This is a genomic window from Catellatospora sp. NPDC049609, from assembly GCF_040675365.1.
Classification (GTDB): domain Bacteria; phylum Actinomycetota; class Actinomycetes; order Mycobacteriales; family Micromonosporaceae; genus Catellatospora.
Map to the genome: position 1 here is coordinate 41,562 of NZ_JBFAOU010000003.1, position 14,234 is coordinate 55,795.

9 protein-coding genes are annotated in these 14,234 nt (G+C 72.2%); 5 read left to right on the forward strand and 4 right to left on the reverse strand.

Annotated features, from left to right (window positions below; all coding sequences use genetic code 11):
- Nucleotides 1–211: 211 nt before the first annotated feature.
- A complete protein-coding gene (locus AB0J67_RS01520) occupies nt 212–2,485 on the reverse strand; it encodes a xyloglucanase (RefSeq protein WP_363475064.1) in 2,274 nt (757 codons plus the stop codon).
- Nucleotides 2,486–2,573: 88 nt separating this feature from the next.
- Nucleotides 2,574–5,315, reverse strand: coding sequence for a cellulose binding domain-containing protein (locus AB0J67_RS01525; RefSeq protein ID WP_363475066.1), 2,742 nt, complete (start codon nt 5,313–5,315; stop codon nt 2,574–2,576).
- 350 nt (nt 5,316–5,665) lie between these two features.
- On the opposite strand from AB0J67_RS01525, the gene AB0J67_RS01530 reads away from it, so the two are divergent.
- Nucleotides 5,666–6,211 carry a hypothetical protein gene (locus AB0J67_RS01530; protein WP_363475068.1) on the forward strand — a complete coding sequence of 182 codons (546 nt, stop codon included), beginning with the start codon at nt 5,666–5,668 and terminating at the stop codon, nt 6,209–6,211.
- A gap of 90 nt (nt 6,212–6,301) precedes the next feature.
- On the opposite strand, the gene AB0J67_RS01535 is transcribed toward AB0J67_RS01530, so the two are convergent.
- Nucleotides 6,302–6,505 carry a hypothetical protein gene (locus AB0J67_RS01535; protein ID WP_363475070.1) on the reverse strand — a complete coding sequence of 68 codons (204 nt, stop codon included), beginning with the start codon at nt 6,503–6,505 and terminating at the stop codon, nt 6,302–6,304.
- Nucleotides 6,506–6,551: 46 nt separating this feature from the next.
- Nucleotides 6,552–7,535, reverse strand: a complete 984-nt coding sequence (locus AB0J67_RS01540; protein ID WP_363475072.1) for an AAA family ATPase — start codon at nt 7,533–7,535, stop codon at nt 6,552–6,554.
- A 297-nt stretch (nt 7,536–7,832) separates the two neighbouring features.
- On the opposite strand from AB0J67_RS01540, the gene AB0J67_RS01545 reads away from it, so the two are divergent.
- From AB0J67_RS01545 to AB0J67_RS01560, 4 genes are all read left to right on the forward strand, one after another.
- Nucleotides 7,833–8,555, forward strand: a complete 723-nt coding sequence (locus AB0J67_RS01545) for a protein phosphatase 2C domain-containing protein (protein ID WP_363475074.1) — start codon at nt 7,833–7,835, stop codon at nt 8,553–8,555.
- 277 nt (nt 8,556–8,832) lie between these two features.
- Entirely contained in the window at nt 8,833–10,308 is a 1,476-nt protein-coding gene (locus tag AB0J67_RS01550) for a bifunctional cytidylyltransferase/SDR family oxidoreductase (RefSeq protein WP_363475076.1), read from the forward strand.
- Nucleotides 10,309–10,396: 88 nt separating this feature from the next.
- Nucleotides 10,397–12,130 (forward strand): CDP-glycerol glycerophosphotransferase family protein, encoded by a 1,734-nt coding sequence (locus AB0J67_RS01555; RefSeq protein WP_363475078.1) that lies wholly within the window; start codon nt 10,397–10,399, stop codon nt 12,128–12,130.
- Entirely contained in the window at nt 12,127–14,217 is a 2,091-nt protein-coding gene (locus AB0J67_RS01560) for a DUF6077 domain-containing protein (RefSeq protein WP_363475080.1), read from the forward strand. Before AB0J67_RS01555 ends, AB0J67_RS01560 begins: the two co-directional genes overlap by 4 nt.
- The last annotated feature ends 17 nt before the right edge of the window (nt 14,218–14,234 follow it).

A 14,234-nucleotide genomic window follows, 5' to 3' on the forward strand; every position in this document is an offset into this window, starting at 1 on the left:
ACGTTCGGCGGGACGTTCCAGCCGAATGGACAGCGCGGCGTCCCGTTTGCCCGATATCTGACAACTACACAGAGTGACCAGACCCTTGTTCCCGCAGGTGGAGAAGCAGGAACGAGGGTCTGGCCACGGGATTGGTGCGGCGGCGCGACCGCGACCGGCCGGTGCGATACCGGGCGCGCCCGGCGGCCGGACGCGGTCGCGCCGCGGCGGGTCAGCGCAGGTCGCCGACGATGATGCCGCGGCCGTTGGTGCCGACGTAGACCCGGCCGTACACGCGCGGGTCGCCGGTGATGGCGGCCCCGGTCCAGGCCCACTGGTGGCGGTCGTCGTTCCCCCGCGTCCAGTGCCGCCCGGCGTCGTCGGAGCGGAAGATCCCGCGCACGCCGCGGATCTTCGCGCTGGAGAACACCGCGGGGTACGCCCGCCGCGGCGCCGCCTTGCCGAAGCCCACGTTGTCCGCCTCGTCCACGCCCGCGAGCCGGGCGAACGACGCCCCGCCGTCGGTGGAGCGCCACATGCCGTACGCGCCGCCGGTCCTGCCGCCCGCCAGCCAGATGTCGCCCGTGAGGCCGGGCACCGCCTGGAAGCGCACGTCGCCCTCGGCGGGCAGCCCGGTCGCCGCGGCGGTGAACGCCGCCCCGCCGTCGGTGCTGACGTAGAACGTCCCGGCGGCGAAGGCGTACATGGTGTGCGGGGCGACCCGGTCGGACTCGACCCGCGCCCCGGCCGGCACCCCGGTGCTCGGGGACCAGGTCGCGCCGCCGTCGGCGGAGTGGTGCACCGCCGCGCCGTCGGGCGACCAGACCACGTGCCCGCCGTCGGCGCTGACCGCGACCCGGCCGCCGCCGGAGATCCCGTCCGGCTGGGTGGCCGCGGGGGTCCAGGTGGCGCCGCCGTCGTACGAGATCCCGAAGCGCGTGCCGTTCGTCGGGTTGCCCACCCGCACCACGGTCGAAGGCACCAGCCCGGCGAAGTCGAGGCCGGTGGTGCTGCCGTGGGTGGGGTTGTCGAACATCAGCCCCGGATCGGCGAAGTCGTGGTGCACGAACCCGCCCACGTCGCCCACGGCCGAGATCAGGTGCGCGCCGACCGGCGGGCTGACCAGGTCGAGCACGGCCGTCTCCTCCAGCCCGCGGGCGCGGACGGAGATGTGCACGGTGCCGCCGGTGTCCCAGTCGGTGAGGTTGTCCGTCGCGTAGATCGTCGCGCCGGTGCCGTACAGCAGCCGGCCCGAGTCGAACGGGTCGATCTCCAGGGACTCGGTCATCCAGCCCAGCTTGGGCGCCTCCTCGGGCGGCGCGGGGACGGCGTTCCAGGTGAGCCAGGGCGCGTCGGTGATGTCGAGGTCGTAGCGCTTGACCCGGTTGGGCCAGGCGCCCCAGTCCCAGGAGCGGGTCCAGGTCGCGCCGCCGTCGGTGGTGCGGAAGAAGACCACGTCGGGCCACCAGGCGATCTGCGTGGCGACCATGAGCGTGCCCGGGTGCTGCCGGTCGATGGTGAGGCCGGAGTAGCCCCAGGCGCCGTTCTCGGGCGTGATGTCGGTCCAGGTGTCGGTCGCCGTGTCGAGCTTGCACACCTTGCCCGCGCCGCCGTCGTACGGCCCGCCGGTGTCGCTGGTGGCCAGGTAGAGGAAGCCGCCCTCGTGGTCGAGCACGCCCTTGTGCGGCACGTGCCCGACCGGCGCGCCCGGCACCGCGGCCCAGGTCGCACCGCCGTCGGTGGAGCGGTAGAGCGGGTTGTCCTTGTCCGCCACCCCCACGTAGATCGTCTGCGTGCCCCGGCGCCGGCTGCCCGTACGCGGGTCGAACACCACCCACACCACGCCCTGCAGGTCACTGGAGTAGCCGCTGGTGTCGTTCGGGTCGGCGCGGTAGGTGCCCGGGTTCGGGAACGCGGTGACCTGCGCCCAGCTCGCGCCGTGGTCGGTGCTGCGCCACAGCCCATGCCCGCTCGGCGCGCCCAGGTAGAGCACGCTGTTGCGATGTGGGTCGATGGCGAGCCGCTCGCCCATGCCCCGGCCGGGCATGTTGCCGCCGAGCTTGAACGGCAGCTCGGTGACCTGCCAGCTGCGGCCCCGGTCGCGCGAGCGCAGCACGGCCCCGGGGTTCGGGTCCCAGTCGTTGGTGTACGTGCCCACCGCGGCGTAGACCCGGTCCGGGTCGCGGGCGTCGGTGGCCAGGCTCGCCACGCCCGACCAGCCCCACTTCTCCCAGCCCACCCAGTCCAGCAGCGGGATCCAGCGGCCGGTGGCCGGGTGCAGGCGGTACGCGCCGCCGATGTCGGTGCGTGCGTACACCAGGCCCGGTTCGGACTGGTTGAAGACGATGCCGGGGACGAAGCCGCCGCCGACGATCTCGACGTTGCGCCAGCGGTAGTGCTGCCCGGCCAGGGCGGGCGAGGCGCCCAGCAGCCCGGCTCCGGCTACCGCGCCGACGGCTCCCGCCGCGCCGAGCAGCCCGCGCCGGGTGATCCGTGCGTCGCTCATCTGCGCACTTCCTCTCTGTTCACTGGGTGGGGACGGGCGCGAGGCGCCCCTCCGCGTGGGAGGGACGCCTCGCGTCATCCGGGGGTGATCACAGCGCGGTGCAGGACACCGGCGCCGGGATCGGGTTCGAGGTGTTGTTCCAGGAGGCGTTGAAGCCCGCGGTGGTGCTGGTGGTGGGCGCGAGCGCGCCGTTCCAGCCCTCGTTGACGACCTGCACCGCGGAGCCGGTCTGGGTGCGGATGCCGCCCCACATGTTGCTGATGACCTGGCCCGCGCCGAAGGTGAAGGTGACCCGCCAGCCCGTGGTGGCGGCGGTGCCGGTGCTGGTCACCTTGATCTCACCGCTGAAGCCGCCCGGCCACGAGTTGACGATCCGGTAGGTGGCCGTGCACGCCTTGCCGGCCGGGGAGGACGGGCTGGGCGAGGCCGACGGGGACGCCGACGGCGAGGCGGACGGGGAGGCCGACGCCGACGGCGACGGCGAGGCGGACCGTGACGGGGAGACCGACACCGACGGGCTGGGCGGCGGGCTCGACGGCGTCACGGTGCTGTCGCCGTAGAGGATGCCGCGGCCGTTGGTGCCCAGGTAGACCCGGCCGTACGTACGCGGATCACCGGTGATCGCGTCACCGGCGTTGCCCCACTGGTGCTGGGCGTCGTTGATGCGCACCCAGCTGCCGCCGGCGTCGTTGGAGCGGTACACGCCGCGCACGCCGTCGATGGTGGCCATGGTGTAGACCGCCATGTTGGTGCGCCCCGGCGCCGCCTTGCCGAAGCCGACGCTCACCGCGCTCGCCGACGCGGCGAACTTGGTGAACGAGGCGCCCGAGTCGGTGGAGCGGTAGAGGCCGGTGTCGCTGGCCAGCCAGATCTCGCCCTCGACGCCCGGCATCGCCTTGAAGCCGGAGATGACGCCCAGGCCGGTCGCGGCCGTGGTGAAGCTCTGGCCGCCGTTGGTGCTGACGTAGAACGAGCCGTTGTAGTGCGCGTAGAACTTGTTCGGGTTGACCCGGTCCGACTCGACCTCGGCCGTGGCCGGCACGCCCGATGCCTGGCTGAAGCCGCCGCCGAAGCTGGTGGCGTAGAAGACGCCGTTGGCCTCGGTGCTCCACACCACGCGGGTGCCGTTGGCGTTCAGCGCGACCGTGCCGCCCTGCGCGCCGCTGGGCGAGCTGCCCGACCACCAGTTCGCGCCGCCGTCGGAGGAGACGCCGATGTTGGTCTGGCCGTTGGCCGTCCGCGCGCCCTTGCCGACCCGGACCACGTAGCTCGGGTTCAGCTCGGCGTAGTCGATGCTGTTGGTGCTGCCGAAGTACGGCATGTCGAACATGTCCGGGACGACGTCGAGGTTGGTGTGCCGGAAGCCGCCGATGTCGCCGACGCCGGAGATCAGCGGCGAGGTGCCGGTCGGCGGGCTGATCAGGTCCAGCACCGCGGTCTCCTCCAGGCCCTTGACGAACGGGCTCAGCGCGACCGTGCCGCCGGTGTCCAGCGCGGTGAGGTTGGTGGTGCCGTAGATCGTCGCGCCGGTGCCGAACAGCATCCGGTTGGCGTTGAACGGGTCGATCTCCAGCGCCTCGGTCATCCAGCCCAGCTTGGGCGACTGCTCCGGGGCCGACTTCTGCTCGTTGAAGTCCAGCCACGGCACGCCGGCGATGTTCAGCGTGTAGCGGTTGGTGCGGTTCGGCCAGGCGTAGTCGTAGAACTGCCGCCAGGTCGTGCCGCCGTCGGTGCTGCGCCAGATGAACGTGTCGGGGTACCAGGAGCTGTAGCCGGTGACCATCAGCGTGTTCGGGTTCTGCCTGTCGACGGACAGGCCGGAGTACCCGAACCAGTTGTTGTTGGTGTCCGTCGACGGGACCGGGCTGATCTGGGTCCAGGTGCCGGTGGACAGCTGCATCTTCCACACGTCGCCGTGGCCGCCGTCGTACGGGCCGCCCTTGTCGCTGGTGGTGATGTAGAGGTAGCCGCCGGCGATCTCGCCCTGGTGGGCCAGGAAGCCGGTGGGCTGGCCCGCGACCCGCTCCCAGCTGGTGCCGCCGTTGAGGCTGCGGTACACGGTGTTCTGCAGGTCCGCGACGCCGACGTAGATCGCCTGGGTGGTGCTGCCCGCGGTGCCCGTCGACTTGTCGAAGGCGACCCACACCACGCCCTGGTTGTAGTTCAGGTAGTCGTTGGTGTCGGCCGGATCCTGCACGTAGTTGCCGACGTTCGGGAAGTTGGTGACCTTCGCCCAGGTCACGCCCGAGTCGGTGCTGCGCCACAGGCCGTTGCCGGCCTCGGTGCCGAAGTAGAGGGTGCTGTTGCGGTTCGGGTCGATCGCGAGCCGCTCACCCATGCCGCGGCCGGGCATGTTGCCGCCGACCTTGAACGGCAGCTCGGCGACGGCCCAGGTGGCGCCCTTGTCGGCGGAGCGCAGGATGGCGCCGTTGTTCGGGTCCCAGCTGTTGAGGTACATGCCGACCGCGGCGTACACCTTGTTCGTCTGCACCGGGTCGGTGGCCATGCTCAGCACGCCGTTGTAGCCCCACCTGTCCCAGCCGAACGAGTCGAGCAGCGGGATCCAGCTGCTCGTGGACTGGTTCCAGCGGTACGCGCCGCCGATGTCGGTGCGCGCGTAGATCAGGTTCTGCTCGGTCTGGTTGAAGATGATGCCGGGGACGAAGCCGCCGCCGTCGATGCGGACGTTCTTCCACGTGTACGGCTCGGACGCGGCGGCCGCGGCCGGGGTGCCCCCGGCCAGCTGGGTGACGACCGCGAGCGCGCCGGCCGTCAGGGTGGCGGCGACGGTGCCGGCGAGGGTGCGGGTTCTTCGGGCTCGGGGTTGCATCTGTGGCACTCCAGGGAAGGACGGAGCCGCTGGCGCACAGGAAGCAGGGCGGGCCCGGGCAGTGAGCAACCGCCGCACCGCCCGTGCCGCGTACGGCGACAGAACGTGCGTATGCGTTGCGCGGGACTGCCCTCGGTTGCGCGCACCGGTCCCGTGGAGAGGTTCACACGCCTCTCACAGGCATGTCAATAGTTTGATGTGACAACGAACTAGTGTCCTATGTGACCGGCGCGCGGGGCGCCGCGGGGCGGTCGCGCGATCTGCGATCACATAGGAGACAGTGGTTAGGTGCGGCTTGCGCAGGCGTTGTAGGGTTCGCGCGCAACCCTCAACCCCTCCGGAGCCCGATCATGAGTGAATACACCCCTCAGGTGAACCTGGTCAGCCGGACCGGCGCCGGCGTGGTCGGCGGTGTCGCCGGCGGCCTGTTCCTGGCCCTGGCGCTGCAGGTCACCAGCCACATCAAGCCGTACGCCCAGCTCGTGGGCGAGACCGACGCCTCCACGGCGTGGGTGATGGTGCTCGTCGTCGCCGGTGCGGCCGGCGGCCTGTTCGGCGCCTTCGTCGGCAAGTTCATCCGCGGCCAGATCGTCCCCGCGGTCGGCGTCGGCCTGGTCTGGGGCATGGTCACCTGGGCCGTGCTGGCGATGCTCATCCTGCCGCTGTTCGGCGACGGCGGGGTGTTCGGCATCAAGGACGCCGGCGGCATCGTCATCCTCGGCGTCTACGTCGTGTTCGGCGTGATCACCTCGATCGTGTACGCCATCGCCGGCCCGCGCCGCCGCCACTACTACCGCCGCCGCCGCGAGGTCGGCTTCGTGATGGCCATGCCGTCCATCCGCCGCCGTCGCCGCCGCAGCCGCGACGAGGACCTCGTCGAGGAGCTCGAAGACTGACCCGAAGAAAGGAAGGGCACCTTCTTAACGCCATGCGTAGAAGAAGGTGCCCTTCTTAACGCCCGCCGGTGGTGCTCCGGCGGGCGCCGGTCAGAGGTTGCGGGCTATCTCGGCGAGCACGTCGGACGGGACCTCGACCACCGTCTCGTGCTCGGGGATGTCGAGCTGGCTCAGGGCCTGCGGGTCGGTGACCCGCCAGCCCTGTACGACGAAGGTGTCCCGGTCGGTGCGGTAGAGCGACGGACAGTTGGTGTCGCCGGACAGCACCGTCTTTCGGATGAAGGTCAGCTGCACGCGGCCAGCTTAGCGAAGAAAACGGACAAATAGCGCACACGGCGCGTCATCCGCGGCGAACCGCCCACAGCGCCGCCTCGGTCCGCGAGGACGAGCCCGTCTTGCGCAGCAGGTTCGACACGTGCACGGCCACGGTGCGGATGGAGATGTCGAGCTGGCGGGCCATCTGCTTGTTGGACATGCCCGCCGCGAGGCAGTCGAGCACCTCCCGCTCGCGCGCCGTCAGCTCGGCGGGCTCCGGCGTGGCGGCCGGGCGCAGGTGCCCCGGCAGCGGCTCCCGCAGCAGCGCCGACGGCTCCCGCCCGGCGGTGGCGGCCAGCAGCTCGACCAGCCAGTACGGGTTGCCGCCGGTGCGCTCGCGGACCGCCGCCGCCAGCTGCTGCGGCACCTCGCCGTGCACCTGGGCGATGATCCCGGCGACCTCGGCCGGGCTCAGCGGGGCCAGGTGCTGGCGGATCGCGCCGGGCGCGCCGGACAGCCGGGCCAGCGTCCGGGCCACCAGCTCCGGCGAGTCCGCCGACTCCGGCAGGCGGCTGGTGACCAGTAGCAGCGCGGGCAGGTCGGGCGCGGTGGCCAGCTCGCCGACCAGGTTCAGGCTCGCCGGGTCGAGCGCGTGCAGGTCCTCCACCACGAGCACCGCGGGCCCCGCGCCGACCAGCGCCCGCACGGTGCGCACGGCGAGCCGCAGCAGCGCCTCCGGCGCGTACCGCTCGGCCGGGGCGTGCGGGTCCTGCGCCAGCCAGGCCAGGCCCCCGGCGGGCACCGGCAGGTCGTGCGTGTCGCGGCCGCTGAGCACGGCGGCCAGCCAGTCGTACGGCGCGGGCGAGTGCAGCCGCGCGGCTCCGGACAGGACGGCCGCCGGGGCCGGGGCGAACGCCGACACGGCGCTGGCCGCCAGCCGGGACTTGCCGATGCCGGCCGCACCCGTGATCAGGACCACCTCGGGGCGGCCGCCCGTGCGCGGGCGGGACCAGCGACGGAGCAGCTCGTCGCGCTCCGCCTCACGCCCCACCATCGACACCGCGGTCACCGGATCACCATAGATAACAGGCGCACCGCGCGGGCAGTGCCGGTGAGCCGCGGTGCTCCAGCCCACGGACGGCCCCCTGGACCCCGCCGGCCGGGCCGCGCCGCCGGCTGCTGGAGCGTGCGCCCCGCAGCGAGGCCGACGCGCCGTGGGACCGCCGGGCGACGGGGCCGCCTACCAGCCCGCGGCGACGGGCCCACCCCCGCTGACCGGGCCGGACGCGTGGCCGACGCGCGGCCGGGGCAGGATACGTACAACTGCTTAAAGACAAACGGCCGCGCAGTAGGCAGGCTAGGGGGCATGACCGTGATCCTGCACGCCGTCGCCCGCACCGACGCCGGCCTCGTCCGCGAGAACAACGAGGACTCGGCGTACGCGGGCAGGCGGTTCGTGGCCGTGGCCGACGGCGTCGGCGGCTCGCCGTCGGGCGAGGTGGCCAGCAAGATCGTCATCGAGACGCTGGCACCGCTGGAGCAGGACCCGGCCCAGCACGGCCCGGACGTGCTGCTGGAGACGCTCGCGGTGGCCAACGGGCGGATCCGGGCGGCGATCGAGGCCGATCCGGCCAGCGACGGCATGGGCACCACGCTGACCGCGCTGCTGCTCGGGCCGGAGCACGCGATCCTGCTGCACGTCGGCGACTCCCGGGCGTACCTGCTGCGGGAGGGGCGGCTGAGCCAGCTGACCGTCGACGACACCCTGGTGCAGGCGATGGTCGAGCGCGGGCTGCTCAGCGCGGACGAGGCCCGCTACCACCCGCACCGCTCGATCATCACGCAGGCGGTGCAGGGCCGGGAGTTCACGCCGACGGTGATGGCGCTCGTGCTGGCACCCGGCGACCGGTTGCTGCTGTGCAGTGACGGTTTGTCGGACATCGTCGCGGATGAGGCGATCACCGAGGAGATGGCCGCACCGGGGGACGTCGCCGCCTGCGCCGACCAGCTGATCAAGCGGGCGCTCGCGGCCGGTGCGCCGGACAACGTGACGGTCGTCGTGGCCGATGTCACAGCGGAGGCTAACTGAGCGCAGCGGCCCGGCGCCGTCCTGTGTTGTGGGACGGCGGGCGCGTGAACGTCGGTTGAACAGCCTCTACGGCCGCTGCTAACATTCCCGGGTCCGGTTTACCCCTCGCAGTCTGTACGGCCACACCCCAGCGCCGCCCCTCCGTCAGTGGCTCGTCGCGTTGGCTGCCCCGCGGCAGTCGGCGTAGCGACGTGTCGCCGTCGGTTTCCAGCGGTCCCCAGCGGGCCCGGGTTGCCCAGCCCGGCCGTCGACTGCTCCACCGCTCGGAGCCTCACCAATGATCGACGGGGATCGTCTGACCACTGTCGCTGTCATCCTTGCGGGTGGGACCGGCGAGCGCATCGGCCTGAAGCTGCCCAAGCAGCTCATCAAGGTCGCCGGCAAGCCTGTGCTGCGGCACACGCTGGAGACGTTCGTGTCCAGCGACGAGATCTCCGAGATCATCATCCTGATGACCCCGAACTTCGTCGAGGACGTCGAGAAGATCGTCGCGGACGTCGCGTCGGACAAGTCGATCACCGTGCTGCCCGGCGGCTCCACCCGCAGCGAGACCACCATGCGCGCCGTCTCGGCGCTGGGCGACCGCGAGTGCAACATCCTGCTCCACGACGCGGTCCGCCCGCTGGTCGACCAGCGGATCATCGCCGACTGCGTCGCGGCGCTGAACACGCACGAGGCGATCGACGTGGCGATCCCGTCGGCCGACACGATCATCGTGACCACGCCGGCCGACGGCGGCGAGATCATCAGCGACATCCCGGACCGGGCGAAGCTCCGCCGCGGCCAGACCCCGCAGGGCTTCCGGCTCTCGGTGCTGCGCCGGGCGTACGAGCTGGCCATGCAGGACCCCGACTTCAAGGCGACCGACGACTGCGGCGTGGTCCGGCGCTACCTGCCCGAGGTGCCGATCTACGTGGTGCCCGGCAGCGAGCAGAACATGAAGATCACGCACCCGGTCGACATCTACCTCGCCGACCGGCTGTTCCAGCTCGGCTCGCACCTCGCGCCGGTCCAGCCGAGCCGCGAGGCCTACCTGGCGGGCATCGCCGGGCGCACCGCGGTGGTGCTCGGCGGCAGCTACGGCATCGGCGGCGAGACGGCCGACCTGCTGGAGTCGTACGGCGCGAAGGTCTACCGGTTCAGCCGGAGCCTGACCGGCACGCACCTGGAGAACCCGGCGCACGTCAAGGCCGCGCTGGCGCAGGCGTACGCCGAGACCGGCCGCATCGACTACGTGGTGAACACCGCCGGCGTGCTGCACATCGGCAAGATCGACGAGGTGGACGAGTCGATCATCGACGAGACCGTCCGGGTCAACTACCTCGGGCCGGTCGTGCTGGCCCGCGAGTCGCTGCGCTACCTGCGCGAGACCCAGGGCTCGCTGCTGTACTACACGTCGAGCTCGTACACCCGCGGGCGCGCCGACTACTCGCTCTACTCCTCCACCAAGGCCGCGATCGTCAACCTGACGCAGGCGCTGGCCGACGAGTGGTCCGACCACGGCGTGCGGGTCAACTGCATCAACCCGGAGCGCACCCGCACCCCGATGCGCACCAAGGCCTTCGGCGACGAGCCCGAGAACTCGCTGCTCGACGCCGCGACGGTCGCGCACACCTCGGTGGACGTGCTGATCTCCGCGATGACCGGGCACATCATCGACGTCCGCCAGGGCGAGCGGAGCACCGGCCCGGTGGACCCGTACACCCTCCTGGCGGAGGAGATCGAATCCCCTTCCGAGGGCACCCGCTGGTAATGTGCGCCGCCGTCCGGCCCCGGCCGGGCGGCGGTGTCCCGTACCCGGTCACCTCCCGCGCAGGCGAACCCGCGAAAGGATGCACTTGATGGTCAGCGATGTCCGGCGCGTGCTCGGCTCGAACCTCCCCGGAATCGCCCTCACCGGCTTCATGCTCGTCTCGATCCCGCTCGCGCTGGCGACCGCCGCCGTGGGCTGGGCCGCGGTCACCGCGCTCGTGGTCGCGGTCGGGCAGTTCGCCGAGTGGTACACCCGGCGCGCGGAGTACGACAAGCTCCACCGGGTGCTCGCCCGCGCGTCGTTCGACGTGCACCTGCGCAGCGCGCTGCGTACCGCGGCGATGCCGGTGCTGCTGCTGGGCCTGGCCGAGTCGGCCCCGCTGGTGATCGCGACCTGGTGCGCCTGGCTGCTGTGGCTGGTGGTCTCCGCGATCGGCCTGCTCACCGCGGCCCGCGAGCTCAACCAGGCGGGTGCCGCCGCGCGGGGCCTGGGCATCAAGGCGCTGGAGCCGCGGGTCGGCTCCGACCCGACCTCCGGCAACTGGCCGCACACCGCGGCGGTGCTGGTGCTGGCGGCGCTGGCGCAGTGGTCGGCGGAGGCGGCCTGGCTGGGCGCGGTGGGCATCACCGCCGTCTCGGCCGTGTACCTCTACTCGCTGGCCCGGCGCATCCAGCGCACGCTGCGGCTGTCCGGCACCCGCCGGATGAAGGCGATCAACAAGGCGCTGCGGGAGTACCGTCCCGAGGTCGTGCTGTACGCGGGCGGCCAGGCCAGCACCGGCTACCAGACCAACGTGTGGCTGCCGACGCTCGACAAGCTCGACCAGCGGGTGCTGGTTATCTTCCAGAACCCGGCCCTGTGGAACGAGCTGAAGCCCAGCAAGACCCCGGTCATCTGCGTGCAGAAGGCCGCCGAGTACCTGACGCTCGACGTGTCGTCGGTGAAGCTGGTCATGTTCCCCGGCAACAACGGCAACAACATCAACCTGCTGCGCCTGCCGCACCTGCGCACCACCTTCATCGGCCACGGCGACAGCGACAAGCTGGCCAGCGTCAACCCCTTCACCAAGGCGTACGACGAGATCTGGGTCGCCGGCCAGGCCGGCCAGGACCGGTACGCCACCGCGGGGGTGCCGATCCCGGCCGACCACTTCGTGCACGTGGGCCGGCCGCAGCTCACCCAGCTCGCGCAGAAGCTCGCCGCGACGCCGCGCCAGCGCACCGGCACGCCGGTCGTGCTCTACGCGCCGACGTGGGAGGGCTGGACCACCGAGGAGCACCACACCTCGCTGGTCCGCTGCGGTGTCCAGATCGTCAAGGCGCTGCAGCGGGCCACCCCCGGCGTGAAGATCATCTTCCGGCCGCACCCGCTGACCGGCACCCGCAGCCCGGCGGCCGCCGCCGCGCTCAAGGCCGTCGTCGACCTGCTGCCCGAGTCGGACATCTCCTACCCGGGCCAGGGCGAGCTCTACGACTGCTTCGCCCAGGCCGACCTGATGATCACCGACGTGTCCAGCGTCGTCTCCGACTTCCTGTCCACGGGCAAGCCGCTGGCGGTCGTCAACACCAGCAACCTCAGCGACGCCGACTTCGTCGCGGAGAACCCGAGCATCTCGGCGGCGTACCTGATCGACGGCAACCTCGGCGGCCTGCCCGCGGCGCTCGACGCGGCGCGTTCGGACGAACTCGACGTGCTGGCCGACAAGCGCGCCGCACTGCGCACCTACATCCTCGGGCCGACCGGGTCCGACGAGCCGTTCCAGAAGGCCGTCGACCAGGCGATCGCCCTCAACGACACGACCAAGAAGCGAGTCACCGTATGAGCCAACGCCTCGGGCGGCTCCTGGCGGGCGCACCGGTGGCCCTCACGGACGCGGCCGTCCTCTCCTTCGCTGCGTGGACCGTGCTCTACCACGCGGGCTTCCTCATCTCGGCCCGTCCGTCGTACCTCTTCTACGCCTGGCTGGTGCTGACCGTCGCGGGGGTGGCGGTCAGCCTCCGCCGCCGGGCCGCCGCGCCGGACGCGGCACAGCCCGGCCCGGACGCCGCGGCGGAGCAGCCGGCCGAGCCGCCCGCCGCCACCTCGCGCGGCCCGCTGCTGACGAAGGTCGCGCTGGTCGCGGCCGCGGGCGCGGCGGTGCTGGTCGCGTACCTGACCTCCGGCTGGTCCTGGTGGCTCGCGATCGCGCTCGGCCTGATCGCCTGCGCCGCCGTGCTGATCTCGACCGGCTTCTCGCCCCGCCCGGCGACGGCGGGCGCCACCACGACCACCCCGCTGCAGGGGGGCGTGGTGCTGGCGGCGGCGCTGGCCTCGGCCGTGCTCGCGCTGGTGCTCAACCGCAACTCGAAGGACGACGTCTTCTACGTCGGCAAGTCCGTGTGGATCGCCGAGAACGACCTGATCCCGCTGCGCGACTTCCTCTTCACCGACCAGGTGCTGCCGGGCCTGTCCTCGCAGCCGCCGATCTCGTCGTTCGAGGCGTTCGCGGGCGCCATGGGCGCGGCGTTCGGCATCCACGCCTCGTCGGCGACCTGGTTCGTGATGCTGCCGGTGCTGGCGGTCCTCGCGGTGCTGTGCCTGTGGCGGCTGGCCCACCGCTGGGCCCCCCGCCGCCCGCTGCTGGTGTTCGGCGTCGGCCTGCTCTACGTGCTGCTGGTCGCCGGTGGCGACGCCGCGCTCGGCACGTTCCACCTGATCCGCCTCGCCGAGGGCAAGGGCACGTTCGTCTCCGCGATGATCCCCCTGGTCTGGGTGTACCTCACCGACCTGGTCGAGCGCCGCTCGCGCCGCACGCTGTGGCTGCTGCTCGCGCTGTCGATCACGTCGGTCGGCCTGTCCACCGTGGCGGTGATGCTGCTGCCGGTGATCGCCGGTGCCACCGCGGTGATCCTGCTGCTGATGCGCCGGGTACGCGACGCGTTCGGGTACGCGCTGGTGCTGACGGTCTACCCGGTCGCGATCACGGTGATCTTCCGGCTGGCCATGGGCGGCATCACCGAGCAGGTGGCGAGCGTGCAGTTCTACGACGCCCGCGGCACCCTGGCCCGGACCGTGCTGCTCGGCGTCATCGGCGTGATCAGCGCGTTCGCGCTGTGGGCCGGGGCGCTGTTCGTCCGCGACGGCGTGCCGCGCCTGCTCACCGCCGGCATCGTCACCACGCTCACCGTGCTGCTGATCCCCGGTGTGATCGAGACGATCCACGACTTCACCGGCCTGGGCCCCGTGCTGTGGCGCCTGCCCTGGATCGTGCCGTTCCCCGTGCTGATCGGCATGTACGCGGCACTGCCGGTCCCCGGCTGGCTGCGGCTGTCGGCCACCCCGCGCGGGGAGCTGCTGCCCAGGGCCGTCCCGGTCGCGGTCGCCGCGGCGCTGGTCGCGGTGCTCGCGGTCGCCGGGACCCCGATGTGGAGCAAGGGGAGCCACGTCTTCGTCGACCGCGCGACCAGCCTGCGCATCCCGGTGCCCGCGTGGAAGATCCCGGTCGGCCGCAAGGTCGCCGCGTTCTGGATCCGCGACCTCGACCGGCCCGCCGGCTACCTGCTGGCGCCGAGCATCGTGATGCGGGCCATGCCGATGGTGACCAGCAAGGTCCCCGTGGTCATGGCGCGCGACGGCTACCTCGTCGAGTACGACCTGACGTCCGAGTTCGCGCGGGACCGGCTGCTGCTGAGCGCGTTCGCCGACGGCGACGCCGAGACCTCCGCCGACGTGCCCGGCCAGGGCGACGCGGCGCCGGCGTCCGCGGCCGAGCTCACCGCGGCGATGAAGCGGGTCGGCGTGGGCACGGTCTGCGTCTGGGACAGCAACCACCGGGCCATCGCCATGGCGCCGGAGCTGGGCCTGACCGAGCTGGCGTCGCGGCCCGACCCGAACGGCATGATCTGCTACACGGCGGCCTCGGCCGCCTGACGCTCCACATGAAGGGG